27 protein-coding genes are annotated in these 24,152 nt (G+C 40.6%); 1 reads left to right on the forward strand and 26 read right to left on the reverse strand.

Annotation, left to right across the window (positions count from 1 at the left end; genetic code table 11):
* Window positions 1-8: 8 nt before the first annotated feature.
* From ACFX4H_RS25705 to metG, 15 genes are all read right to left on the reverse strand, one after another.
* A complete protein-coding gene (locus tag ACFX4H_RS25705; RefSeq protein WP_377436482.1) occupies window positions 9-989 on the reverse strand; it encodes a sulfonate ABC transporter substrate-binding protein in 981 nt (326 codons plus the stop codon).
* 306 nt (window positions 990-1,295) lie between these two features.
* Window positions 1,296-2,249 carry a ribose-phosphate diphosphokinase gene (locus ACFX4H_RS25710; RefSeq protein WP_034316329.1) on the reverse strand — a complete coding sequence of 318 codons (954 nt, stop codon included), beginning with the start codon at window positions 2,247-2,249 and terminating at the stop codon, window positions 1,296-1,298.
* A gap of 15 nt (window positions 2,250-2,264) precedes the next feature.
* Window positions 2,265-3,638: a bifunctional UDP-N-acetylglucosamine diphosphorylase/glucosamine-1-phosphate N-acetyltransferase GlmU gene (gene glmU, locus ACFX4H_RS25715; RefSeq protein ID WP_034316331.1), complete on the reverse strand. Its 1,374-nt coding sequence runs from the start codon at window positions 3,636-3,638 to the stop codon at window positions 2,265-2,267.
* 579 nt (window positions 3,639-4,217) lie between these two features.
* Entirely contained in the window at window positions 4,218-4,514 is a 297-nt protein-coding gene (gene spoVG, locus ACFX4H_RS25720) for a septation regulator SpoVG (protein ID WP_034316332.1), read from the reverse strand.
* A 190-nt stretch (window positions 4,515-4,704) separates the two neighbouring features.
* Window positions 4,705-5,079, reverse strand: a complete 375-nt coding sequence (locus ACFX4H_RS25725) for a RidA family protein (protein WP_034316334.1) — start codon at window positions 5,077-5,079, stop codon at window positions 4,705-4,707.
* A gap of 13 nt (window positions 5,080-5,092) precedes the next feature.
* Window positions 5,093-5,917 carry a pur operon repressor gene (purR, locus tag ACFX4H_RS25730; protein ID WP_048690004.1) on the reverse strand — a complete coding sequence of 275 codons (825 nt, stop codon included), beginning with the start codon at window positions 5,915-5,917 and terminating at the stop codon, window positions 5,093-5,095.
* 61 nt (window positions 5,918-5,978) lie between these two features.
* The gene (ispE, locus tag ACFX4H_RS25735) at window positions 5,979-6,848 is read right to left on the reverse strand and encodes a 4-(cytidine 5'-diphospho)-2-C-methyl-D-erythritol kinase (protein WP_034316338.1); all 870 of its coding nucleotides are present in this window, start codon (window positions 6,846-6,848) and stop codon (window positions 5,979-5,981) included.
* A gap of 323 nt (window positions 6,849-7,171) precedes the next feature.
* Window positions 7,172-7,348: a small, acid-soluble spore protein, alpha/beta type gene (locus tag ACFX4H_RS25740; RefSeq protein ID WP_034316340.1), complete on the reverse strand. Its 177-nt coding sequence runs from the start codon at window positions 7,346-7,348 to the stop codon at window positions 7,172-7,174.
* A 151-nt stretch (window positions 7,349-7,499) separates the two neighbouring features.
* Complete coding sequence (gene veg / locus ACFX4H_RS25745) at window positions 7,500-7,751, reverse strand: biofilm formation stimulator Veg (RefSeq protein WP_034316343.1); 252 nt, start codon at window positions 7,749-7,751, stop codon at window positions 7,500-7,502.
* A 314-nt stretch (window positions 7,752-8,065) separates the two neighbouring features.
* On the reverse strand, window positions 8,066-8,944 hold the full coding sequence (gene yabG, locus ACFX4H_RS25750; RefSeq protein ID WP_034316344.1) for a sporulation peptidase YabG: 879 nt from the start codon (window positions 8,942-8,944) through the stop codon (window positions 8,066-8,068).
* Window positions 8,945-9,145: 201 nt separating this feature from the next.
* Window positions 9,146-10,024 carry a 16S rRNA (adenine(1518)-N(6)/adenine(1519)-N(6))-dimethyltransferase RsmA gene (gene rsmA, locus ACFX4H_RS25755; protein WP_034316346.1) on the reverse strand — a complete coding sequence of 293 codons (879 nt, stop codon included), beginning with the start codon at window positions 10,022-10,024 and terminating at the stop codon, window positions 9,146-9,148.
* Window positions 10,017-10,580: a ribonuclease M5 gene (rnmV, locus tag ACFX4H_RS25760; protein WP_034316348.1), complete on the reverse strand. Its 564-nt coding sequence runs from the start codon at window positions 10,578-10,580 to the stop codon at window positions 10,017-10,019. Before rnmV ends, rsmA begins: the two co-directional genes overlap by 8 nt.
* 245 nt (window positions 10,581-10,825) lie before the next feature.
* Window positions 10,826-11,980, reverse strand: a complete 1,155-nt coding sequence (locus tag ACFX4H_RS25765) for a G5 and 3D domain-containing protein (RefSeq protein ID WP_241637883.1) — start codon at window positions 11,978-11,980, stop codon at window positions 10,826-10,828.
* A gap of 278 nt (window positions 11,981-12,258) precedes the next feature.
* Window positions 12,259-13,026, reverse strand: coding sequence for a TatD family hydrolase (locus ACFX4H_RS25770; protein ID WP_034316352.1), 768 nt, complete (start codon window positions 13,024-13,026; stop codon window positions 12,259-12,261).
* Window positions 13,027-13,235: 209 nt separating this feature from the next.
* Complete coding sequence (metG, locus tag ACFX4H_RS25775; protein WP_095679967.1) at window positions 13,236-15,197, reverse strand: methionine--tRNA ligase; 1,962 nt, start codon at window positions 15,195-15,197, stop codon at window positions 13,236-13,238.
* A 617-nt stretch (window positions 15,198-15,814) separates the two neighbouring features.
* On the opposite strand from metG, the gene ACFX4H_RS25780 reads away from it, so the two are divergent.
* Window positions 15,815-16,099, forward strand: coding sequence for a transition state genes transcriptional regulator AbrB (locus tag ACFX4H_RS25780; RefSeq protein WP_034316356.1), 285 nt, complete (start codon window positions 15,815-15,817; stop codon window positions 16,097-16,099).
* A 46-nt stretch (window positions 16,100-16,145) separates the two neighbouring features.
* Here the strand turns inward: ACFX4H_RS25780 and rsmI are convergent, their stop codons facing one another.
* From rsmI to ACFX4H_RS25835, 11 genes are all read right to left on the reverse strand, one after another.
* A complete protein-coding gene (gene rsmI, locus ACFX4H_RS25785) occupies window positions 16,146-17,027 on the reverse strand; it encodes a 16S rRNA (cytidine(1402)-2'-O)-methyltransferase (protein WP_377436483.1) in 882 nt (293 codons plus the stop codon).
* Between the two features lies 1 nt (window position 17,028).
* Complete coding sequence (locus ACFX4H_RS25790; RefSeq protein ID WP_034316360.1) at window positions 17,029-17,289, reverse strand: GIY-YIG nuclease family protein; 261 nt, start codon at window positions 17,287-17,289, stop codon at window positions 17,029-17,031.
* The gene (locus ACFX4H_RS25795; protein ID WP_063589577.1) at window positions 17,276-18,019 is read right to left on the reverse strand and encodes a tRNA1(Val) (adenine(37)-N6)-methyltransferase; all 744 of its coding nucleotides are present in this window, start codon (window positions 18,017-18,019) and stop codon (window positions 17,276-17,278) included. The genes ACFX4H_RS25790 and ACFX4H_RS25795 overlap by 14 nt, the downstream gene beginning before the upstream one ends.
* A gap of 177 nt (window positions 18,020-18,196) precedes the next feature.
* Window positions 18,197-18,571: a DNA replication initiation control protein YabA gene (yabA, locus tag ACFX4H_RS25800; RefSeq protein ID WP_034316364.1), complete on the reverse strand. Its 375-nt coding sequence runs from the start codon at window positions 18,569-18,571 to the stop codon at window positions 18,197-18,199.
* 14 nt (window positions 18,572-18,585) lie between these two features.
* On the reverse strand, window positions 18,586-19,416 hold the full coding sequence (locus tag ACFX4H_RS25805) for a PSP1 domain-containing protein (RefSeq protein WP_034316366.1): 831 nt from the start codon (window positions 19,414-19,416) through the stop codon (window positions 18,586-18,588).
* 1 nt (window position 19,417) lies between these two features.
* Entirely contained in the window at window positions 19,418-20,422 is a 1,005-nt protein-coding gene (holB, locus tag ACFX4H_RS25810; protein ID WP_152608007.1) for a DNA polymerase III subunit delta', read from the reverse strand.
* An 8-nt stretch (window positions 20,423-20,430) separates the two neighbouring features.
* A complete protein-coding gene (locus tag ACFX4H_RS25815; protein WP_377436485.1) occupies window positions 20,431-20,853 on the reverse strand; it encodes a YaaR family protein in 423 nt (140 codons plus the stop codon).
* A 41-nt stretch (window positions 20,854-20,894) separates the two neighbouring features.
* Window positions 20,895-21,224 (reverse strand): cyclic-di-AMP receptor, encoded by a 330-nt coding sequence (locus ACFX4H_RS25820; RefSeq protein ID WP_034316369.1) that lies wholly within the window; start codon window positions 21,222-21,224, stop codon window positions 20,895-20,897.
* Between the two features lie 85 nt (window positions 21,225-21,309).
* Window positions 21,310-21,951, reverse strand: coding sequence for a dTMP kinase (gene tmk / locus ACFX4H_RS25825; protein WP_034316371.1), 642 nt, complete (start codon window positions 21,949-21,951; stop codon window positions 21,310-21,312).
* 39 nt (window positions 21,952-21,990) lie between these two features.
* Entirely contained in the window at window positions 21,991-23,445 is a 1,455-nt protein-coding gene (locus ACFX4H_RS25830; protein WP_377436484.1) for an aminotransferase class I/II-fold pyridoxal phosphate-dependent enzyme, read from the reverse strand.
* A 239-nt stretch (window positions 23,446-23,684) separates the two neighbouring features.
* On the reverse strand, window positions 23,685-23,903 hold the full coding sequence (locus tag ACFX4H_RS25835; RefSeq protein WP_081088802.1) for a sigma factor G inhibitor Gin: 219 nt from the start codon (window positions 23,901-23,903) through the stop codon (window positions 23,685-23,687).
* Window positions 23,904-24,152 lie beyond the last annotated feature (249 nt).

A 24,152-nucleotide genomic window follows, 5' to 3' on the forward strand; every position in this document is an offset into this window, starting at 1 on the left:
TTTCCCCCTTAATTTTTATTAACATCTGCAGATGCATCTAGAACATTAATTTTGTTTGGAATTAATTTAAGATTGTAAAATGTATCGGCAATATTTTGTTGATCATCCAAAACCGTACTGGAAATCTCCTCAAGTCCGTATTCTTTTCTATTTAATGTTTTTTCCAATGCCTCCACATTCATTCCAATTTCCGGAGATAAAAACTCAGCGACATCCCTTGGGTTTTCTTCAATCCATTTATCAACTTTTATCAGTTCTTCTTTGATGATCTTCAACGCCTCTTCATTCCCGGCAAATGAATCAGTTGCCAAGAAGAATTCTCGATTCGCAACCAGTCCTTCTCCATCCCGGATCGTTTTCGTTTCAAGCTCCAATTCCGCCGCTGATAAAAATGGATCCCATATTACCCAGGCATCGATTTGGTTTCCTTCAAAAGCAGCTCTCGCATCAGCTGGTGGCAAGTAGACGGGCTGAATGTCATCAAGAGTAAGACCTGCTTCCTCTAACGCTTTGACCAATAGGTAATGAACATTTGAACCTTTATTCAAGCCAACCTTCTTTCCCTTTAGCTCTTTCACATTTTTAATAGGTGAATCCTTTTGTACGACTATAGCCTCTCCTGATGGGTTTGCCGGTTGATTGGCAATATAGACAAGTGGTGCCTTGGCTGCTTGTGCAAATATCGGCGGCGCCTCCCCTGTATGCCCAAAATCAATGCTGCCGACATTCAAGGCTTCAAGCAGCTGAGGTCCTGCAGGGAATTCAGTCCAATCGACGGTATATCCCACTTCTTTTAAACGTGTTTCCAGATTCCCTTTTGATTTTAAAATATTTAATGTCCCGAATTTTTGATAACCGATTTGGATGGTTTTCTCTGATTCCTTTGCGTCAGCACTTGTGGAACTGTTCTTTTCCTGCCCGCATGCACTTGCTATCAGCATGATGATGCTGAAGATGGACAGCAGCCATATCTTTCGTTTTTTCTTCATATTCTGCACACCCTTCTTAAACTATTTATATAAAAATAAAAGGCTCCTTTTCTTCACCAATTGGACAATAGGGCAAAATGATGCCTAATGTTCAATGGTAAGTGAAAAGGAGCCTTCGGTAGTCCGATCGGCGTTAACCAGTATGAACTTGCATAGTACAGTTTTTCATTCCATGAATTGTATTTTGTATGGTTATTTTATTATTACTATTCTCATCTGTCAACTAAGAATTAAGTATTTTCTGAAACTTTTAAACAAAAACACGGCGAGCCCGAAAGGCCCGCCGTGTTTCGTTTTATTTGGTTATCAATCGAATAATGTACTGACTGATTGTTCCTCATGCACACGAATGATTGCCTCTGCAATCAAAGGTGCTACAGAAAGACCAACAATTTTATCGATTTTCTTATCTTCAGATAGGGCAATCGAGTTAGTCACGACCAATTCCTTGATCGTTGAATTTTGAATCCTTTCGATGGCAGGACCTGAAAGGACTGGGTGTGTACAACAAGCGTACACTGCTTTAGCACCATTCTCCACAAGGGCATTGGCCGCTAATGTAATAGTTCCTGCAGTATCGATGATGTCATCAATCAGTATTGCTGTCTTCCCTTCAATATTACCAATGATGTTCATGACTTCAGCCACGTTCGGTCTTGGGCGGCGCTTATCGATAATTGCGATCGGTGCTTTTAGGCGATCGGCCATTTTACGGGCACGTGTTACACCACCATGATCTGGGGAAACGATGACGATATCACTTAAATCTTTTTCCTTGAAGAAATCAGCTAAAATCGGAACGGCAACAAGGTGATCGATAAGAATATCGAAGAAACCTTGAATTTGAGGTGCGTGAAGATCTAACGTGATTACACGGTGGGCACCAGCCGTTTCTAAAAGATTTGCGACAAGTTTAGCTGTAATTGGTTCACGCGCACGCGCTTTGCGATCTTGGCGGGCATAACCGTAATATGGCATTACAATATTGATCGTTTTAGCTGAAGCACGTTTAAGAGCATCGATCATAATTAAAAGTTCCATTAAATTTTCATTGACTGGTTGGCTTGTTGATTGGATTACGAATACATCACAGCCACGGATACTTTCTTCAATATTAATTTGAACTTCACCGTCACTGAAACTTGTTACGCTACATTTTCCAAGTTCAACACCGATTGCTGCAGCAATTTCCTGAGCTAAATCGAAGTTTGAATTTAAAGAGAATACTTTTAAATTAGGATCTAAATACTGATTTGACATGATGACCTCCGTCGGTTATTTATTAAATTTCAAATTCTTGACATAATCTTCTTTGTTAACTTGACGAGCCCGGGCAACGGATAGGGCTTGCTGCGGTACATCTTGCGTGATGGTTGAACCAGCAGCTACATATGCCCCTTCTCCTACTGTCACAGGTGCAACCAGATTAGAATTGCAGCCTATGAAGACATTGTCTTCAATCTTCGTCAAATATTTATTTTTCCCGTCGTAATTCACGGTAATAGATCCACAGCCTATATTAACATTCTCCCCAACCTCTGCATCACCAATATAACTCAAATGTGAGGCCTTGCTTCCTTTGCCAAAAACGGTCTTTTTGATTTCGACAAAATTACCGATCTTAACGGAATCCTTAATATCTGATTGAGGTCTAACATGTGCGAATGGACCGATTTTAACAAAACTTCCAATACTGCTTTCGTGCACAACCGATTGGAGGACTTCCGTTCCATCACCAATTTCACAATTACTGATTTCCGTATTCGGGCCAATCAAGCAGTCCTGCCCGATGATACTTTTTCCTTTAATGAATGACCCAGGGTTAATGACTGTATCCTGTCCGATTTGCACATCCGCTTCAATGAAAGTTGTAAGCGGGTCGATGATCGTTACACCGTTCCTCATATGCTTTTCATTGATGCGTTTCCGTAAAATTTGCTCAGCCTGCGATAAAGCCACGCGGTCATTCACACCCAATGTCTCCTCGAATTCACTGGATTGGAAAGCCGTCACCACTTCGCCTTCTTCTTTTAAGATTTCAATAACATCCGGTAAGTAATATTCTCCCTGGACATTTTCATTTGAAACCTTTTTCAGCGCGCTGAATAATGCTTGGTTGTCGAAGCAATATGTACCGGTATTTATTTCCTTAACATATCTTTCTTCTTCCGAAGCATCCTTATGCTCGACGATTTTTTCTACAAGTCCGCCTTCACCGCGAAGGACCCTTCCATAGCCAGCAGGGTTATCTGCATATGCTGTTAAGATTGTTGCTTTCGCCTGACTTTGCTCATGCAAAGCTATAAGCTCTTTCATTGTTTCCGCTTTAATCAGAGGCGTATCACCGCAAATAACAAGGGTCGTGCCACTTTTTGCGGATAAAACGCTTTCCGCTTGCATTACAGCATGTGCCGTACCTAATTGCTGTTCTTGTAAGGCATACTTGCATGAATCACCAAGTTGCTCTTGAACCTTTTCAGCACCATGGCCGATGACTGTTACAATATCTTCTATTTGAAGTTGATTGACTTGATCGATAACATGTTGTACCATTGGTTTCCCGCAAACAGGGTGCAAAACCTTATAAAGCTTAGATTTCATCCTAGTACCTTGCCCAGCGGCCAATATTATTGCATAGCGATTACTCATAACAGGCCTCCATTTTCACCTTTTTATCCACTAAAAATATTATCTCAAATAGTGATTCTTTTCAAGGTAACAATTAAAAGTACATATAATTGTCAACCAATCGGGTGAAAAATTTCCGTTATCCGAGAGCTTACAAATGTCGGCATTGGACCCTGTAGCATTATTTGGCATCATGAAATGAATGATATATGCCCGGTCAATGTACAGTAACATGTTTCCTCCCCTTTATCCCAAAACACCGCCACGACCGCGCCATGCCCTATGTACAAGCCACCTGGCAGCACTGCACCCGTTGTTAACTCCCATTCCGAGATCAGGTTACCGATTCATGTCATTAGAGAGATCCCCTTACAGTAATTTCAATTTCCGGTTGAACAAAAAGGTTTTAAAAATAAAAAGGATGGGTACTTAAACTTTAGATAACACCGTAAGTTTTACAATTCATTTAAGCAAATGTCTGTATGATGAGCGGATAAGTTCTAAACTTATCTGTTTTTGAATAAATAAAAAAGAGCACTACTTATGAAGTAGGCTCTAGATGCACGAATTATTAATTTAAAGTTTAAAAGTAAGGTTATTTTAAGAAGCACCTGCTCCAGCTTCCTCTAATTCAGTTTCAAGTTCTCCCAATCGATGATATTCTGTCAAGACAGCTTCTTGAATTTTCCCGCGTGTCGAGGAATTGATTGGATGAGCGATATCCCGGAATTCTCCATCTGGAGTTCGTTTACTTGGCATTGCTACAAATAAACCATTGTTTCCGTCGATCACACGAATATCATGAACCACAAATTCATTATCCAGTGTAATTGATGCGATAGCTCTCATACGACCATCCGTATTCACACGGCGTAATCTTACGTCAGTTACTTCCATTTAAGCTCACCATCCCTTTTTGTTGTTGTTAAAACTTAAAGTACATATTCAACAAAAAAACGTGAACTCCTTCTATTATCTGTAATTTTTTTAGAAAATTCAGCCTAGTTTTTAAAAATATTAAAAATCACCCATATATTACAGGAAAATTACCCATTACGAATGCCCTGAAAAATAAAAAAACGCCCGTTTATTTAACGAGCGCTACCACTTCTATTTCCACTAGTGCATCTTTAGGAAGGCGAGCAACCTCTACACAAGAGCGGGCAGGTTTGTGAGCAGAAAAGTATTCTCCGTATATTTCATTAATCGAACCGAAATCGTCCATACTTTTAATGAATACTGTAGCCTTAATGACAGTTTCCAATGAAGCCCCAGCTTCTTTCAATACAGCTTGGAGATTCTTAAAGACCTGGTGTGTTTGTTCCTTGACATCCCCTGTCACCATCTCACCAGAAGCAGTAAGCGGGATCTGTCCTGAACTGAAAAATAACGTATCCACGATCACGCCTTGTGAATATGGCCCGATCGCTGCCGGTGCTTCATCCGTATGTATCGTTTTCATGAAATGATTCCCCCTATTCCTTTTTCGTAAAATAATTCCCACGGCTGACCTTGATTTTCTTGTCTCTTTCGACCACCTGTGTCAACTTGATTAAAGAAACATAGTCCTCGACAAGGCACTCCTCCGTATGTTCAGATTCGACCAGCACCGCAATACCGGCAACTGTTGCCTTGAATTCATCCAATAGACTGACCATACCGTTAATGGTACCTCCAGCCTTCATGAAATCGTCTACAATCAATACATTCGAACCCTCAACCAAGCTTCTCTTAGAGAGTACCATAGTCTGGATCCTCTTTGAAGAGCCTGAAACATAATTGATGCTCACTGTAGAACCTTCCGTTACTTTATTATTCCTACTTACAATGACAACTGGAACATTCAAATAATTTGCCACGGCGTATGCTAATGATATCCCTTTGGTTGCCATCGTCATGATGACAGAGACATTTTTCTTGGCATACATTGAGGCGATTATCCTTCCAACCTTATTCACGGTTTGCGGATGCCCTAAGATGTCTGTCATATATAGATAACCCCCAGGAAGTAGCCTTTCGGGACTAGCGATCGTATCGCATAAGCCGTCAATGAAGGCATTGACTTCTTCTTCCTTGATGGAAACAATATATTTCACTCCACCGGCCGCACCTGGAACGGTTGTCAAAGAACCTATCCCGCGTTGTTCAAAGGTATCTTTGATGATTGTCAAATCTTCACTGATCGAGGACTTTGCCGAACTATATCTTTCAGCAAAATAAGTCAGCGAAACAAGTTCCCCTGGATGTTCTAATAAATAATTGGTCATATCGACTAGCCTCTCGCTGCGACGAAATTTCATTGAGACACCCCCTTTGTGAATTCCGAATATTATATAGCAACTATACCACTAATGTACGTTTCTATTCAAGATTGTTTCGATCACCCAGTAAACGGACCGCATAGACTTGATCACAAAATCCGCGAAGACCATTGTAAATCCTCTGCATGCGCGAATCATGTTCCACCAAACCAAAAACGGTCGGACCGCTTCCGCTCATCAAGACCGAATCTGCTCCAAATGTCTTCATTTGATCTTTAATGTTCGCGACCTCCGGGTATAACTGCAATGTCACTTGTTCAAGAACATTCCCCAACCCTTCACATACATCGTGATAATTGTTTTCCATAATAGCCGAAATCATTCCAGGTACATCCGGATGCTCCATTTTTGAAGTTTGGAGCCTTTTGTATATATCGGCAGTCGAAACGCCGATCGTCGGTTTGGCCAAGATGACCCAGCACTTTGGCGGTGCAGGAAGATGCGTGATTTTTTCCCCGCGCCCTCTGGCCAATGCCGTACCTCCATATACACAAAATGAAACATCAGAGCCAATTTCAGCTCCGATTTCCGCAAGTTCATCCATGGAAAGACCAAGCTTCCACAGTCTATTTAAGCCTCTTAAGGTTGCTGCGGCATCACTGCTGCCACCAGCGAGTCCTGCGGCTACAGGTATATTTTTCTCTATAGTTATGGAAACACCTTTATTGATCCCAAAACGTTCCTTTAGAATAAATGCAGCTTGATAAGCCAAATTCCGATGATCATCCGGAACAAATCGATTATGGGATAGAATTTGAATATGATTTCCCGTTATTTCCTTTAGTTCAATTCTATCGGCAAGGTCGACTGTCGTCATGATCATTTCCACCTCATGATACCCATCAGGCCGTTTGAAAAGCACATCCAAAGCCAAATTAATTTTAGCCGGGGCTTTTTCCATAAGCTTCAATATGTCCACCTACTTTAACGTTCTTAAAAGTTCTTGTCCTATTCTATCATATTTGTTTATATTCTAAAGGTTTTTTCATCGTAATTTCAATGTAATGAAACTAAGATTGGCCCTTAGAGGAGAATAGACACATGTAGGCACATTGGGGAGCAACCACTTCCTGCATCCCAAAAGACTTGCTACATATCCAAATAGCATTCACCGATACATAAAAAAACCAGACTCCTTAACTACAATGTAAGCAAAAATGAATAGAGCTATACATTGTATAAAGAGTCCGGCTTCCATCAACATGACGGCATGATACAATTAAGTGTTTTATCTTACTCTTTGTTCACCAATTGACGTTGTGCTTTTTCGATAGCAAGTTTTACCATGTTCCCTGCATCCCTGGCCCGGATTCCTCCCCAGCCTTCTTTCTGGACAACATCGTAAAATCCAAGTTCCTTAGCCAATTCCTCTTTAAGATCATTTGACATAATCCCTTTTTTCCTGCTCAAGCGAAGCAACCCCTTTCACATGCCGTCACATGCCTAGTGTTTGCAACATACGCTATTTCATTACATCCTTTTTAAGCCTTTATTGGGACTCACAGGATATTTTATACAAAACAAAAAGCAGCAAACAAAATTGTTAGCTGCCTCGTTTAAGTTACATCTCTTGTTGTTTGTTTAAAAATGTTAGTTCCACGGTTTCCGTTAAAACATCCGCATAGCTGTAAGATACTCTTTCAAACGCATTTTCATCTTGGTCGAGCTCAATTACAAAAACAGCCGGATAAGTTTCCGCCAAAGTTCCAAATCGTTCTACAGTCTTTCTTCTTCCACCGTTTGCTTTTAAGAGCAATCTTTTACCCAGGTTTGAATCAAGTGCAGTTTTAATATCAGCTAGAGTTTTTGGCATTTTCGGTCCACCTCACTAAGTTAAGTATATCACAATTTAGAAATATACGCAAACAAAATAATAAATTATATCAGCACTTAAAAATGTAGTCAATATATTTTTATCTGAAATTCGGCAAAATCGCGAACAATTTTATTATATCCTGGGAAATGAAAAATTATGTAAACGAACTATTCCATTATTTATTAAGCCGAATTTTCGTAATTAAATCATTGCCTACGAACATTGCTCCACAAATAACCCATTTTTTTGTGAGGATATCCGAATTCTCCCCCTACTAAAAGCAAGCTGCATTCTTTCAAAATGCAGCTCGTTCATTCTTCCTGAAATGGCTTGAAAGGCAACCCGGTCCGCAACACCCCTTTTGTCTCAATTCCCCCAAGCCCCTTCTCTCCCGTTAATGTATTCCGAAGGACATCCCATACATGAATATGATCGGAAAAAGGCGTAAAGCTTATCTTTCCGACGATATATACCGGATCAAGAGCATGTATATTAACACGGGAAGGAGAACTTGCGAAATTTGCACCCGCTTGGATCAGCGATTCAAAATGCGACTGACAAGCCCCGGCAAATATAATCAGTTGGTCTAAATGAGAAACCCTCCTTCTCGCTTCTCTTACTGTCTGTACAAAATCCTTTGAGTGACGGTAGGCATTAATATCGGACATCGGTCCTTTTGATTTTGAATAGGCATCATGACCGGTGACAACAAGAATGTCCGGCCGATAATGATCCAGCAACCCCCCGATCCTTTGGGGCATTTCCTTTTCATTGCAATAGATGCCATTGACCGGAATACCGAATTTCTGATATAGATCCATGCATTTCCTTAAGTAAGATGCATCCCCATCAACATGGAGCACCCTCCCTGGTATTTGGAAATATTCACCGCTATACCGATAGCCATTACTGGATTGATAGCCGTTTTTTTGTTGTTGCAGCTCTAGATCTTGCGTTAATAAGCGGTCAGATTGTTCTTGTAGTACCTCATTCGACCTTTGTCGATCATTTCTTTCATTATCATTAATAAGCATTAAATCTTGAAAAGGTGCATCTGCAATCAGTCGGATATCTTCCCCATAAAGAATAGCTTCACGCCTTCCGTCAATATCACGAATATCAATTACCCGGAACAACACGTCGCATTTATAAGATACCCGACCAACAATATCGTTTATTTGAATATTCATGGCCCCACCCCATGAGAAGACTTATTTTCAGCCCGCCCTAGTTTATTTTCATTCTTAAGTTATGCGAATCAATCTTGAATGGTGAAAGGTGGAGATTGGTTACATTTTCGGGTATGTTCCATCATGATGGACCAATTTCAAAACAAAAAAAGCCGGAAGCTGGGCGTAACCCCATTCCGACTTGAATCTTTCACATTTTCTTTATTTGAAGTTCGGCAATAACGCATCACTTAAGCGGCCAAATTCTTTGATGCTCAATGTTTCGCCGCGTCTGGAAGGATCCACTTCCGCGGCTTCGAGAGCGGCAAGTATGTGTTCCTTTTTTGATTTACCATCTGGCATCTGACTGGTTAAGTTATTTAAAATCGTTTTCCGACGCTGTGCAAAGCATGCCCGGGTCACAGTGAATAAGAAATCCTCATCCAGGACCTCGACGATTGGCTTCACACGCCTAGTAAGGCGGATTACAGCTGAATCAACATTAGGCTGAGGCATGAATACCGTTTTTGGTACGATCATCACTGTTTCGGCTTCTGTATAATATTGAATGGCAATGGATAAAGAACCATATTCCTTTGTCCCAGGTTTTGCGGCAATTCGGTCAGCCACTTCTTTTTGCAGCATGCACACGATGCCTCTAATGGGCAAGTCCTCGGACAATAGCTTTAAAATGATCGGTGTCGTGACATAGTATGGCAGGTTTGCAACAACCATCAAGTCCGAGAATCCGGCAAATTCATCCTCGATGACCTTCTTGACATCAGCCTTAAGAACATCCCCGTGAATGATATTTACATTGTTATAGGGAGACAGTGTATCCGATAAAATGGGCAGTAGACGCTGATCAATCTCAAAGGCCGCAACCTTTTTGCTGCTTTTCGCCAGTTGTTCCGTCAATGCCCCGATTCCCGGCCCAATTTCGATGGCGCCGCTTTCCTCTGTCAAATTGGCATGTTCGACAATACGTTTCAAGATATTCGTATCGATTAAAAAGTTTTGGCCTAAGCTTTTTTTAAAGGAGAATCCGTACTTCTTTAATATTTCTTTCGTTCTGACAGGGGTTGCAATATCCTTATTCATTTTTTTCCTCCTGAATTATCTGTACCATCGCTTTTTCAAAAGCCTCAGTTGATATTTGGAACATTTTTAGTCTCTTATATAACTGTTTACCATTAGTAAACCCGATTTTTAATATAGATCCAAGTTTTTCCCTTCGTTCCTTGGCACCGGATCCCCCGATTAAACCTGCATCTATTAAATCCTGCTGTGAAATCTCTTCTGAAGCCTCTTCATCCATTATTTGGGCATCCTTTAAAGCATTACGAATTGCCTCAGGAGAAGCATGTTCCACACCAATTCCTCTACCTGACTTAGGAAGGGCTTCCTTCTTCGTTAAAAAGGCGTGTTTACACCCTTTTACTTGTTCTGAAATGATATTCCTGATTTTTTGACCAGGAAAATCAGGGTCAGTGAAAATGATGGCTCCACGTGTCTTTTGTGCAAGCCTCACCTGTTCAATACAGGACTCATTCACCGCTGATCCGTTGGTTTCTATTGTATCAGCATTAACAGCCCTTTTTATCGCCACCGTATCGTCTTTTCCTTCTACAATAATAATTTCTTTAATCTTTTTCATGGTTTCCTCCATACAGAAAAGCGCAAGCGCTTTGATTAGCTCTTGGATAAACGTAACCGGTCCCCCGTAAAAAACTTTTTTAGGTAGAGAAGATCATTTATGAAAGTTTACACGCATAAATTGAAATCTTATGAAATGGTGAGACGTCTATCTTATTAAAACAGTTTTACATGGGGTTTTTCAACAAATGGAAAATAAAACGCAAAAAACAGGAGACGAATTCATCTCCTGCGAGAGAAACCTTATTAGTCCAATACGCGAATCTTTACTCTCTTTACACCCCAGCGATAGGCATCATTTTTTGAAGAAAAGAAGACGTCAATCCTATTTCCCTTTATTGCTCCGCCTTTATCAGCTGCTACAGCATAGCCATATCCCTCTACATATACTTTCGACCCCATGGGAATTACGCTTGGATCGACAGCAATGATTTTCGCACCCGGATTACTCTTTAGATCTACTCCTGTGGACGTGACTCCGGAACAGCCCTTACAACTGGCAGTATAAGCTGTTGAAGATACGTATATTTCCTTTCCACTTGAAGAACTAACGTTAGTTACTCCCCGTGATGCCTGCGCAACCGTCGTTCGAGTTCCGACCGTTACAACTTTATCCTGCTTTTTATTAACTACTTTTTCTGAAAGTAATTCTCTTTTGACCTCTTTGCCATTTTCTTTAACAACTTCATATTTCTTGGAAACGAGTCCATCTTTTCCTTCTTTGACAATTTTCTCTTTCCCTTTTGATAAGGAGTCATCTTTTTTAGTTATGACAGCAAAGTCAACTGGTTCTTCCACTACATCGGTGACTTTTTCAATTCGAACTACGTTTACCGTATTCTCAGCTTTAACTTTTTCCGTTAATTCTGGCTCAACTCGATCCAAATCATTGAGTTTTACTCCTTGTTGCTTTAAAAAGTCAGCGACAGTAGTCGAAGTTGACCATACCTGCTTTTCGTCTCCACCCACCACTAATTTCAGTGAAAAGGCTTTGTCTATGGCAACTTCCATATTCGCTTTCAGCTTCGTACTTTTTGAAGGGGTGATCTTATCCTGTTCCTTCACACTTAGATTTTGGTCTTTTAAAAGTTCATCTACCGTATCTGCGGTGGACCAGACTTCCTTCTTCTTACCATCCTGTACCATGACGATTTTTTGTGCAGGCTTCCAAACCACCTCCAAATCATCATCAACCTTTGTGGCTCTTGATGGGTGGACATAGTCTGCGGCTTGAACCTTAATCTCTAAATCTTCCAACATATCATTTACAGTAGCCGCGTGTGTACGCACTACCTCTTTTTTTCCATCTAGCATGATTGTTACTGTATCCTTTGTTCCTTGATATATAAGTATTCCCAATGCTGTAGAAACAAGAATAGCACTGCAAATGGCCATTGCCATTCTCTTCTTCCCAAAAGGTTTGGGAATAAGGTTTTTCATAGTTTTTAATAGAATGAAAAACTCCTCCTTCCTCCCGGTGATTATATAGACTTAGTTATCAAGCTGTCAACCCATTCACTTCTCATTCAGGAAATTACTACCTATTATGCATATTCCATATTGAAAAGGAAAGGGCGACTTCTCGACATAATAAGCCTATAGTTGGAGTGAAATTTGTAGAAACCTCAAAAAAATCGATTTTAGCTAGCAAACCCCGGGAGATATTGTAAAAAAAAATGTCAGTTAATGCCGAATAATTTCTTGGCATTTTCCGTTGTTGCCTGGGAAACTTCCTCTATTGTAAGTTGTTTGATTTCTGCAATTTGTTCAGCGACAAGTTTCACATATGAAGGTTCATTACGCTTCCCTCTATATGGATGTGGAGCCAAGTATGGACAATCGGTCTCAATCAGTAAACGGTCTAAAGGTACGGCTGCTGCCACTTCCTTAGGTTTTTTTGCATTCTTGAAGGTCACAGGGCCTCCCAATGAAATATAAAAATTCATATTGATGCACTCCAAAGCCGTTTCCGCACTTCCGCTAAAGCAATGCATGATGCCTCCAACCCTTGATGCCTCTTCTTCCTTCAGTATGTTCACGATATCCGCGGTCGCCTCCCGATTATGGATGATAATGGGCAGCCCCACCTTTTTGGCCAATCGAATCTGCTTCCTGAACACCTCCATTTGAACATCTTTCGGAGATTTATCCCAATGATAATCCAGGCCCATCTCCCCAATGGCCACAACCTTTGGATGATTGGATAATTCCTCGATCCATTGTAAGTCGTCTTCTGTCATATCTATAGCATCCACAGGATGCCATCCGACTGCGGCATACATGAAATCATAAGTTTCTATTAATTCCATTGCCCTTATAATGGTAGGCCGGTCAAAACCAACGACTACCATATTATCGACCCCTGCTTCCTTAGCTCTTTCTATTACGTCTTCGAGATCCTCGTTGAATTGTTCCGCATTAACATGTACATGTGTGTCAAATAGCATTATTTTTCTTCCTTTCTAGCACTATTTTATAAAAAAATGAAAGTTTTATGTTTCACATTTAGGTAACAAACAGATTACAAAAGAGGCTGTATGCCCAATTAATAAATGTAGAACCAAAAACTAAACCTATATTACGTTACTTTTTCCAAAAGCATAAAGAAAAAAACATAAAAATGTTTCATATGAAACACCTTTATGTTTTCATCCGTTTATTTCACCTTTGAACCATTTGGAATCGATGAATCTATTGTAGCGACTGAGAGCACATCATCCTGGCTTCCCGCCAAAATCATTCCTTGAGAGAGCTCGCCACGAAGTTTAACAGGTTTCAAATTCGTGACACATATCACTTTTTTGCCTACTAAATCTTCTGGTTTATAATGCTGTGCAATGCCTGATACGACTTGCCGTTTCTCATAACCCAAATCAAGCTGAAGTTTAAGAAGCTTATCCGCCTTCTTTACAGGCTCAACTGCCATTACCTCAGCAACACGCAGCTCCACTTTTGTAAAGTCATCAATAGTGATTTCATCAACCTCGGGAATCGTCTCTTCCACTTTTTCCTCGGCCTTAGGGGCATCCCCCTGCATTTGTTCTTTAATATATAAAACTTCCTCTTCCATATCCAAACGAGGGAAAATCGGGTCTCCCTTCAAGACTTTTGTTTCAGCAGGAATTTGACCGAACTCCGCTAAACTGTCCCAGGATTTCAACACATCATCTTTAATGCTAAGCTGAGCAAAGATCTTTTCCGGTGTTTGCGTCAAGAACGGTTTCAAAAGGATTGCCGTCCTGCGTAATGATTCCGCCAAATGAACCATGACACTGGCAAGGTCTTGTTTCTTTGATTCATCTTTAGCAAGAGTCCATGGCTGGGTCTCATCAATGAATTTATTAGTTCTGCTCACGAGTTGCCAAATGGATGTCAGTGCAACTGAAAATTCCATGTTTTCCATTGCTTCCTCATACTTGCCAACCGTTTCTTGGTTCATTTCAAGCAAAGCTTTTTCGAATTCGCCATTGGATCCTTCGTAATTTGGAATCACACCATCAAAATATTTATTGACCATTGCAACTGTTCGATTTAATAAATTCCCTAAATCATTGGCCAGGTCAAAATTGATCCGTTCCACAAACCCTTCCGGTGTAAATACCCCATCGGAACCAAATGGTACTTCACGCAATAAATAGTAGCGTAAAGAATCCAAACCGTAACGATCGATCAATGTAACGGGATCCACTACATTTCCTTTTGATTTGGACATTTTACCATCTTTCATGAGAAGCCATCCGTGTGCGAAGACTTTCTTTGGAAGCGGCACGTCAAGAGCCATTAACATGATCGGCCAATAAATTGTATGGAAACGAACGATTTCCTTTCCGACCAGATGTACATCGGCCGGCCAATAATTCAAGTATTTAGAATCATTGTCCGTTCCATACCCTAATGCCGTTATATAATTGGTCAAAGCATCAATCCATACATAAATGACATGCTTTGGATCTCCCGGCACCTTGATGCCCCAATCGAAAGTAGTACGTGAAACGGCCAGATCTTCCAATCCAGGCTTGATGAAGTTATTGATCATTTCGTTTTTGCGGGATTCCGGCTGAATGAAATCCGGGTTTTCCTCATAAAACTTAAGTAACCGATCCGCATATTTACTCATCTTAAAGAAATAAGATTCCTCTTTCACCTTTTCAACAGGCCTGCCGCAATCAGGACAGTTTCCATTGCTCTCTTCGACTTGACGTTCCGTGAAGAAAGATTCGCAAGGTGTACAATATAATCCTTCATATTGGTCTAAATATATATCACCCTGGTCCAATAACCTTTTGAAAATCTTGGCTACGACCTCTTTATGGCGATCTTCCGTCGTCCTGATGAAATCATCATATGAAATATCAAGCTTTTCCCAGAGTTCTTTGATCCCTGATACGATATTATCTACATATTGCTGTGGAGTGATTCCTTCCTCAGCCGCTTTACGCTGGATTTTTTGACCATGTTCATCAGTTCCTGTTAAATACATGACATCGAAGCCACGCATCCTTTTATAACGAGCCATGGCATCCCCTGCCACTGTCGTATACGCGTGCCCTATATGTAAATTGCCACTCGGATAATATATGGGTGTCGTGATATAGAATGTTTTTAATTTATCTTGCACTTCGTTCCCTCCTCATCATTTGAAAAACCGGCTATGGGACTGGCCCAAGCCATAAGAATATATTTAAGCTATTATCTCTATTTTAACGCTATATACAATTCTGTGCGACAATAATCACTAATCTAATCATCATGTTAATAGAATAAAAAAATAATAAATAGACTCAACTTAAAAATAAGGGTACTTCCCTTCTGTCAGCATTACCTCTTACCTCAACAAAATATACCTAAATTTCTTTTTTTGTGCAACAACTCACATATTCGCAAACTTTTTCAGAAAATTATCCTTAATTCAGAACTTTTGTTTTGAAACTAAAATATATTTAGTCATATAATAGGGAAGTATGTTTTCATATGCATACTTTGTCGAAATGTGGTGAAGTGAGCAGTTCTTTGTATCCTGCATTTCTTTACTTTAAAGGCATAACCGATTTTTTCTCTTTAAAAGCCATTTTGTCACACGAAATGGCCCCTGCTATTTCTTACAAAAAAATGAAAATAAATCATTGACGAATTTGGGAATGGCTGGTATTATAAATTTATAAAAAAATTTGTCGAATAATGACGAAAAAAATAGAAATAGGGTACTAGATTGTAACTGAGAGGAGAATTTTTTAAATGAAATCTACAGGTATTGTTCGTAAAGTTGATGAGTTAGGCCGGGTGGTTATTCCAATCGAACTTCGTCGTACATTGGGTATCGCTGAGAAAGACGCTCTTGAAATCTATGTGGATGATGAGCGCATCATCTTGAAAAAATACAAACCAAACATGACTTGCCAAGTTACAGGTGAAGTTTCCGATAACAACCTTACACTTGCCAATGGTAAATTGATTCTTAGTCGTGAAGGTGCAGAATTACTTATTCAAGAAATTCAACAAAGCTTCACTGCTTCTAAATAAATGATAAAAAAACTTCCGTTCTTCGGAAGTTTTTTTATGCTTATTATTATTGTATATCAATGTGAAACGCTTGATATACATCGCGTTTTTGCATATTGCGATCTTTTGCGACCTGCTTGATTGCGTCCTTTGAAGTGAACTGCTTGGATTCTATATAATGATTAACATGACCGACGATATCTAGGGCCATCCACCAAGCTTCTTCCGATTCATCCTCCGACCATTGCCCGCCTTCCATTATTAGACAGAACTCGCCGCGAATTTCGGATTCCACCGCCCATGTCAAGGCCTCACTCACAGTCCCTCGAATGAACTCTTCAAATTTCTTGGTTAATTCCCGGCATAATACTATACGACGGTCACCTAAAATTTCATGCATATGTTTCAATGTTTCTTTCAATCGATGTGGCGATTCATAAATGATCCAAGTTGATTCCATTTTTTTTAATTTTTCCAGTTCCTGCTTTTTTTCTTTTGCTCCCCTTTGTAAAAAACCATAGAAGTAAAAAGGCTGGGGAACCAGTCCAGAAGCGATCAATGCAGTTAATGCAGCATTTGCCCCCGGCAACGGAATGACTTTAAACTGTTCGGCAATGGCATCTTTGACCAGTTCATATCCCGGGTCGGATATCGTCGGCAAGCCAGCATCACTTACCAATGCGATGACCTCTCCAGATCGAAGCCTCTCAAGCATTTGCTTCCCGCTATATTCCTTATTATGTTCATGGTAGCTGACGATAGGTGTCGAAATTTCAAAGTAGTTGCATAATTTCTTCGTATTTCGCGTGTCCTCAGCAGCAATGACATCCGCTTCCTTTAAGATCCTTAAAGCCCGGAAACTCATATCCTCAAGGTTTCCTATCGGTGTAGGAACCAGATATAGAGCCGGCTCCAATCCTTCTTTTTCAAAACTCTTTTGCTGCCACATATCATGTATCCTCCTTTGCCATCCACTTTTCCTTTTGTTTTCTTGTTAATTGCTTAAATTTATATTCAGCCTGCATGGCCAATGTCCGTGTTTCGAATATTTCATGATAAATCAGTTCAACCGGTGTCCGGCCACGTGTATACTTAGCGCCCCTGCCTTGATTATGAACATCAATCCTGCGGTGCAAATCATTGGTATACCCAGCATAATAACTGCCGTCCCTGCACTTTAAAACATAAAAATAATGCTTATTCCTCTCCATATAGAATCTTTCTGATTTCGGGATTATACTCATTTTGATCATTATATACAACAAGCGGGGGAAGAATCTTCAAATCAGGGTTGCCGTCCTTTATCCCTTCTATAAGAATCGTATTCGCTTCTTTTGAACTCTTAGGATACACGAATTGCAGTCGCTTCGGTTCAATTCTGTACATCCTCATGAAATGCAGGATATCCATCAGACGGCCCGGTCTATGAACGAATGCGGCTTTCCCACCTTGACGCAGCAATTGGCTTGAAACACGCATGACATCCTCAAGATTACACATGATTTCATGTCGGGCAATTGCAAAGTGCTCATTTTTGTTAATTTCCTCGATGGATGGCGTCGGGAAATAGGGTGGATTGCAAGTAACGACATCATATTTGCTATACCCTATCTGCTTTGGAATTTCTTTTATATCTCCATGAATCATCTCGATTTGGGAGGTCACGCCATTATAGTCCATGCTCCTCTGGGCCATGTCATATAACCGCTCTTGAATTTCTACACCGGTAATTGTCCCTTTTGTTCTTGTACTCAGCAGCAAAGGTATGACCCCATTGCCTGAGCAAAGATCGACGATTTTCCCTTTTTGGATCGGTACATTCACGAACCTTGATAATAAAACGGCATCTAATGAAAAAGAGAACACCGATGGGCTCTGGATGATCCTTAAATTCTCAGCCAAAAGATAATCCAGGCGCTCATCTCCATTAAGTTCTACCATTGCTGTTACCCTCCTAATCATGTATGGAAAAAGCATGTTTAGGGACCATGCTTCTAAGTTACTGTCGTACAAAAAGGGGCCTGACTCATAGTATGCGTCAGACCCCGAATCACTATATATTGTAAACGGTCTATCTATCACGTAAAAGAGATGGAGCATCTTTTATATTATCCATTATCACTTCTTGTTTAAAAAAGATAAACAGAACAGGCAATCCCCTTCTTTTCGTAAACTGCCAAAATGCAGATTGCAAATATGAAAGCCTTCTTGATAGATACGGGCTAAGTTATCATAGCCTTCCCCGATATCCATAACCTTTTCCGCACTTGGAGTACGATTTTTCACTTTTTGTTTGACCTTAACTGCAGCAGGCGCACTTTCGACTTCCACAAGGCCCAACCGATGGCGCAAATGCTCGTTTTCCAGCTTGACCGACTGATTTTCCTCAAGGATTTCAGCTAAGTTCTGCTTCAATTCTCCAAGCTGCTTATATAATTGGCCTATCTGGGTTTCCATATTGGTCACCGAATCAAAAATATTTTTCTTATCCACGCTCTCCCACCACCTTAATAATCTGTGGCTTGAATAGAAACGGCTCCCTCTTTTAGAATCTCATCTAGAGTATACTCTAATACTCTTTCTTGCTCGATTAGTTCAATCTGAAGTACGCGTTCTAGAATATTAAGCCCCACTACCTTGCCTTTGCCACCAGGCGTATTAATCATTTCACCTAAATCAGGAAGCATTTCCTTCGCACTTTCATACTCATCATTTTCATATTTCAGACAGCACATCAATCGACCGCATAAACCTGAGATTTTTGTAGGGTTTAATGATAAATTCTGATCCTTCGCCATTTTGATGGAAACCGGTTCAAAATCTCCAAGAAATGTGGAGCAACAAAGCATTCTGCCACAAGGTCCAATGCCACCAAGCATCTTTGCCTCATCCCTTACCCCGATTTGGCGCAGTTCTATGCGAGTTCTGAATATGGCAGCTAAATCTTTGACTAAATCACGGAAATCCACGCGACCATCCGCTGTAAAATAAAACACGACTTTATTTCTGTCGAAAGTATATGACACATCAACCAGCTTCATATCCAGCTTATGTTCCACAACCTTTTGACAACATATAGTGTAAGCCTCTTCTGCAGCCGCCTTATTCTCGTCTACAATCAGCTTATCTTTTGCATCAGCGACCCGAAGTACTTTTTTCAATGGCAGGACAACATCGTTTTCATCTACTTGTTTACGGGCTGTAACGACTTTACCGAATTCAACACCGCGGACAGTCTCCACTATTACAAAATCGTCCTTAGGAATTGCGAATTCACCCGGATCGAAGTAGTATATTTTGCCCGCCTTTTTAAAACGGACACCTACAACATCATACAAATCATGATCCCTCCTGCAAATTCAGCACAAGCTGTTCCATCAACAGCTGTGGATTCGTGTTGGACATCAGCTTCCTTTTTGCTTCCAAAATGCAACCCATATGTTCAGCAAGGCGTCTTGGGGAAAGATGAAGAGCGTGAGTTTCAAATTCCTTCAGTTTATTTTGGAACACAACGAAGTCCTTTTTGTCCAACTGAATGTATAATAAATCCTTATATATAAGAAGTAACAAATCAAGACCTCTGTCAACCTGTTCTCTTTCTTTAAAGTGTGTGAACCAATCCGTCTGAAGGTACAGCATTGCCTTCAAGGAATTAAGTTTTAACACTTCATATAATTTTACCACTATTTTTTGAGCTTGTACAAACCATTCATCATGGCTAAGCTCGATTCCAGCTTCCACATTCTGTGTGATGTGGGCAATAACTGAGGCCAGCTGTGGTTCTAACTCCTGTTCTATCAGCTTCCGTTTCACATTCTCCGGAGATAATGGCTTGAACGAAATCACTTGGCACCTTGATAATATAGTCGGTAGAATCCTCTGAAGCTGTTCGGTCATCAATATTGCTACAGTATCAGCCGAAGGTTCTTCTAAAAATTTCAATAGACTGTTGGCTGCCCCCACCGACATTTTGTCAGCATCGGCAATCATATAAACCTTCCGATCTGCCTCTACGCTCTTTTTCGAAAATTCTTCCTGAAGCCCCTTGATTTGCTCTTTCTTTATTGAGAGACCGTCTTTTTCTATCAAATGGACATCTGGATGATTCCCACTTGAAATCCGTTTGCAATTCCGACAAAGTTCGCATGGCTCATAACCTGCTGTCGGGGCTTCACATAGTAAGCTTTTGGCAAAGGCATAGCTTATCTCTTGCTTGCCTGTCCCTTTTTCCCCTTCAAATAAATATGCATGAGCCACCCTTTTCTTCGTTATGCTATTTTGCAGCATCGTCATTACCTGCGGCTGAATTTCACTCATGTCCTGCCATGTTTTATCCAAAACCATCAACTCACTTAAGTATATAAATTAATCAGAAGACCTTTAATCTCGCCAATCATTTCCAATATTTCAAGGGAACTTTTCTCTTTATTAAGAATTTCCTCGCTTAACTCAACTAATTTTGCATCTATCGTTTCCACGGTTTTCAATGGCCGGCTCTGTCCATATTCATTCCAGCTCGTTGATTGCTTCAGTTCCAGTCCATATTCAACCGCTTCTTTAACAAATCGTTTCACCAATGCTTTATATTTTGCCAATTCCCTAAAAGTACGTGACCTTACTAAACGCTGACCCGCCCCTTCAATATCGCCTATCAAACGGTTTAATGTTTGGATTTGCATCTTTTGATCCTGTGTCTGGACCATTTGTTGAAACCTTCCATTTCCGGTTTGAAATTGTTTGGCATCCTGACGCGATTTATCCGGCTTAATAGGGATTTCATGGTTGTTTTCATAATGAACCTCCCTGAAACTAACCGTTAAAATTGTAAAAAGTTTTCAACCGGCAGAACAAAAATGGTCGCACCGCCCACTTGAATCTCCACTGGGTATGGTACATATGACTCGGCATTCCCGCCCATCGGTGAAACCGGTGAAACTAATTGGGATCGTGACTGACAATTCTGTTTGATGATCTGGATGGCTTGGTCAACACGTTCATCCTCTGTTCCAATCATAAAAGTAGTATTACCTGATTTTAAAAACCCGCCAGTGCTGGCAAGCTTGGTCGTTCCGAAATTATTTTCCACTAATTGATTCAGCAGGCGATGACTATCCTTGTCTTGAACGACAGCAATGATCATTTTCATTCTCATCATCCTCCGGTTACTCTGAATTTTTACTAACTACATTATATCAAATAGTATTGGTTGAATAATATGGAAACCTATATAATCAGTTTCCCGCTTTCGCTAAAAAATCCAATAGGCCGGCTTTCGTTTCCTCAAAGACTTCATCTATTGACCGGCCTGCATCCACGATAATGAAACGTTCTTTCCATCTATTTATAATGAACTGATACCCTTCACAAACTTTTTTATGAAAGTCGAGGGCTTCAAGATCCAGCCGGTTCACTTCCCGTTCCCCATTGGACTGGATGCGTCTCAATCCCTCTTCTGGGTCGATATCAAAAAAGAGCGTGGCATCTGGCATCATATCTCCAATTGCAAATTTATTGATATTGTAAACTTCTTCTATATCCAAACCCCTTGCATGACCCTGATAGGCTAACGAACTATCTATAAATCGGTCACAGAGGACAATTCCCCCTCGTTCCAGCTCAGGCATGACCACTTCCACTAAATGCTGACGCCTTGCTGCTGCGTATAATAAAGCCTCTGTCCTCGAGTCCATGGCTGTATTATCTTTATTAAGGATCACTTCCCTAATTTGCTCCGAAATGGGAACTCCCCCTGGCTCACGGGTTAATAGAACTTGATAGCCTTCTTGTTGCAGAGCCTTGCCAAGCATTTGGGTAATGGTTGTTTTCCCGGCACCCTCTGGCCCTTCCATTGTTATAAAAATACCACGTTTCATCGATGTACCTCCAAGGTTCTTTGTATGTAGTATATCATTTTAACCAGTCCGGCCGCTTTCATAAACGATTAATTCTCCATTTGAAAGGGAGGAACCACCATGGAACCTTGATCCCATTTCCAGCAGTCTCCGCAAATTGAATATATGTTCAGGAGTAATCATTTCCCCGGACATAATTAAAGGGATGCCCGGCGGATAAGGAATGACCATCTCGGCGGATACCTCTCCGACTGCTTTCCGTAATGCGACAGGTCTTGCTTTGCTATGCTTCATGACAGAGTAGGGCATTTCAAGCCCTGTCATTGACCTTCCATCAGGCGAGAGGACCCGAAGATCTGCTTCCTTGTTTCCAGTTCTGTCTTGAGTGGCACTTTTTATAGTTTGTATGATTTCATGAAAAGGAAAATCGGTACCCATTTTTAATAAGGGTAAAATCATTAATAAATTATCAGGATCAGCCAACTCCGTAAATATGCCTTCGGCTTCACATAGCTGCTGTAACTCAAATCCGCTTAAACCATTTGTTGATTGAATGACTACTTTTAGCGGGTCTGCCAAGGTGCCTGGCGGCGACTCCAGCCCCCTTACTGTTTGCAGGGCACCTAATTCTCCTCTGAAATCCGATATCTTTTCAATAAGGAATTTTTTATCTTCTGATGTAAAAGCGGCTAAGTAGGCCCTTGCCAAGTCGAGCGAACCCATAATTGGGTAAGATGGACTGCTGGACTGAAGCATTTGTAAATAGAATGATGCTTGATCGACATCAATTAAGGATGAATTCACATGAAGAAATGACCCCATCGTCATGGCCGGCAGTGTTTTATGCGCTGAATGGACAACGGCGTCTGCCCCTGCCAAAATAGCCGACTTGGGAAACGGGCTTCCTAACTGAAAATGAGCGCCATGTGCCTCGTCCACCAGCACAGGGATCCCCTTTTGATGTGCGAGCCTTACCATTTCCGTCAAGTCTTCACCAATTCCATAATAATTAGGATAGGTAACAATGATGGCTTTTGCATCTGGATGTACACTCAAGGCTTCTTTAATTAAATTTGATCCCACACCGCCGGCAATGCCCCATTTCTCATAATAATCCGGTTGCAAAAAAATCGGTTGTACATTCGCTAACATCAATCCATGTAAAATTGATTTATGGCAGTTTCTTTGGACAAGGACTTTATCACCTTCCCGGCAGGCAGCAAGAATCATTGCAATGTTGCCTACTGTTGACCCATTAACGAGAAAATAACTCCGCTTTACCCCATATAGATCAGCGAGTAGTTGCTCGGACATTAGAATGGCCCCCTCTGGAGCATGCAGGTCATCTAAGCCGCTTATTTCCGTGACATCAATACCAAGCAGGGGGTTGTATAAGGCTTGGCCCTTTTTATTAAACACCCATCCATTTTTATGCCCTGGGACATGCAGGGATATGGAGCTTTTTTTATGAAAAGCACTCATTGCATCGAACAATGGTGTCTGTGATTGATTCATTTTTCTCTTCCCTCATATCATAGTATTTTTTCATTTTATCAAATAAGTACAATTTTATCTCATATTGCGCCGACAGAATGGCAATTATGCGTCTCTGAACAGCCTGTTTGGAGGGAACATACAGAAACATGGGAGCATGTTGCCAAGCATTCTTCTAAAGTACCAAAAAAAGAATCAGAGACTAAAGAAACACACATTTCTTTTATCTCTGATTCTTTAACTTTCCACAAACTATTTTTTCATGATAATATTTCAGGATTAGTGATTTTTCTTAATTTCTTTAAGTAATATTGGTACTTGGGATCGTTCGTATCCGTCCCGATCATATCCCTTTCGCATTCCTCACAAATAAATGTCGTATATAGATGTATACCCATCCCTTTTACTTGTTCACAAACCGCGCACGTTTCCCCTGCCGTTGTTTTGGTTGTTGTTGTCCCCAACATCTCCACCTCCATACCTGCATTCTCCCCAAAAACCATTGTTCGCATACATTGATTTAAATAGTTTAAGAGAACCCGGGGATGCTTTTAACAATGTATGATGAAGAATTTCAATACGTGTATGTCTTCATAAAAGTTTCCATAATTGATAATCCCTTTATATCCAATGATTTTTCTTTGCATTAAGCAAAAAAAGACCAGCCGGATGGCTGATCTTTTTAAATGGCTTGGCGGCGTCCTACTCTCACAGGGGGAAACCCCCAA

The sequence above is a fragment of the Peribacillus sp. YIM B13477 genome, from assembly GCF_042787955.1.
Classification (GTDB): domain Bacteria; phylum Bacillota; class Bacilli; order Bacillales; family DSM-1321; genus Peribacillus; species Peribacillus frigoritolerans.

Excerpts from the sequence above, each read along its gene's own strand:
- ACFX4H_RS25705 (WP_377436482.1), bottom strand. The coding sequence starts at position 989 with ATGAAGAAAAAACGAAAGATATGGCTGCTGTCCATCTTCAGCATCATC.
- ACFX4H_RS25710 (WP_034316329.1), bottom strand. The coding sequence starts at position 2,249 with ATGTCAAATCAGTATTTAGATCCTAATTTAAAAGTATTCTCTTTAAAT.
- glmU (WP_034316331.1), bottom strand. The coding sequence starts at position 3,638 with ATGAGTAATCGCTATGCAATAATATTGGCCGCTGGGCAAGGTACTAGG.
- spoVG (WP_034316332.1), bottom strand. The coding sequence starts at position 4,514 with ATGGAAGTAACTGACGTAAGATTACGCCGTGTGAATACGGATGGTCGT.
- ACFX4H_RS25725 (WP_034316334.1), bottom strand. The coding sequence starts at position 5,079 with ATGAAAACGATACATACGGATGAAGCACCGGCAGCGATCGGGCCATAT.
- purR (WP_048690004.1), bottom strand. The coding sequence starts at position 5,917 with ATGAAATTTCGTCGCAGCGAGAGGCTAGTCGATATGACCAATTATTTA.
- veg (WP_034316343.1), bottom strand. The coding sequence starts at position 7,751 with ATGCCAAAAACTCTAGCTGATATTAAAACTGCACTTGATTCAAACCTG.
- yabG (WP_034316344.1), bottom strand. The coding sequence starts at position 8,944 with ATGAATATTCAAATAAACGATATTGTTGGTCGGGTATCTTATAAATGC.
- rsmA (WP_034316346.1), bottom strand. The coding sequence starts at position 10,024 with ATGAATAAGGATATTGCAACCCCTGTCAGAACGAAAGAAATATTAAAG.
- rnmV (WP_034316348.1), bottom strand. The coding sequence starts at position 10,580 with ATGAAAAAGATTAAAGAAATTATTATTGTAGAAGGAAAAGACGATACG.
- ACFX4H_RS25765 (WP_241637883.1), bottom strand. The coding sequence starts at position 11,980 with ATGGCAATGGCCATTTGCAGTGCTATTCTTGTTTCTACAGCATTGGGA.
- ACFX4H_RS25770 (WP_034316352.1), bottom strand. The coding sequence starts at position 13,026 with ATGCTATTTGACACACATGTACATGTTAATGCGGAACAATTCAACGAG.
- ACFX4H_RS25780 (WP_034316356.1), top strand. The coding sequence starts at position 15,815 with ATGAAATCTACAGGTATTGTTCGTAAAGTTGATGAGTTAGGCCGGGTG.
- rsmI (WP_377436483.1), bottom strand. The coding sequence starts at position 17,027 with ATGTGGCAGCAAAAGAGTTTTGAAAAAGAAGGATTGGAGCCGGCTCTA.
- ACFX4H_RS25790 (WP_034316360.1), bottom strand. The coding sequence starts at position 17,289 with ATGGAGAGGAATAAGCATTATTTTTATGTTTTAAAGTGCAGGGACGGC.
- ACFX4H_RS25795 (WP_063589577.1), bottom strand. The coding sequence starts at position 18,019 with ATGGTAGAACTTAATGGAGATGAGCGCCTGGATTATCTTTTGGCTGAG.
- holB (WP_152608007.1), bottom strand. The coding sequence starts at position 20,422 with ATGGTTTTGGATAAAACATGGCAGGACATGAGTGAAATTCAGCCGCAG.
- ACFX4H_RS25820 (WP_034316369.1), bottom strand. The coding sequence starts at position 21,224 with ATGAAAATGATCATTGCTGTCGTTCAAGACAAGGATAGTCATCGCCTG.
- tmk (WP_034316371.1), bottom strand. The coding sequence starts at position 21,951 with ATGAAACGTGGTATTTTTATAACAATGGAAGGGCCAGAGGGTGCCGGG.
- ACFX4H_RS25830 (WP_377436484.1), bottom strand. The coding sequence starts at position 23,445 with ATGAATCAATCACAGACACCATTGTTCGATGCAATGAGTGCTTTTCAT.
- ACFX4H_RS25835 (WP_081088802.1), bottom strand. The coding sequence starts at position 23,903 with ATGGAGGTGGAGATGTTGGGGACAACAACAACCAAAACAACGGCAGGG.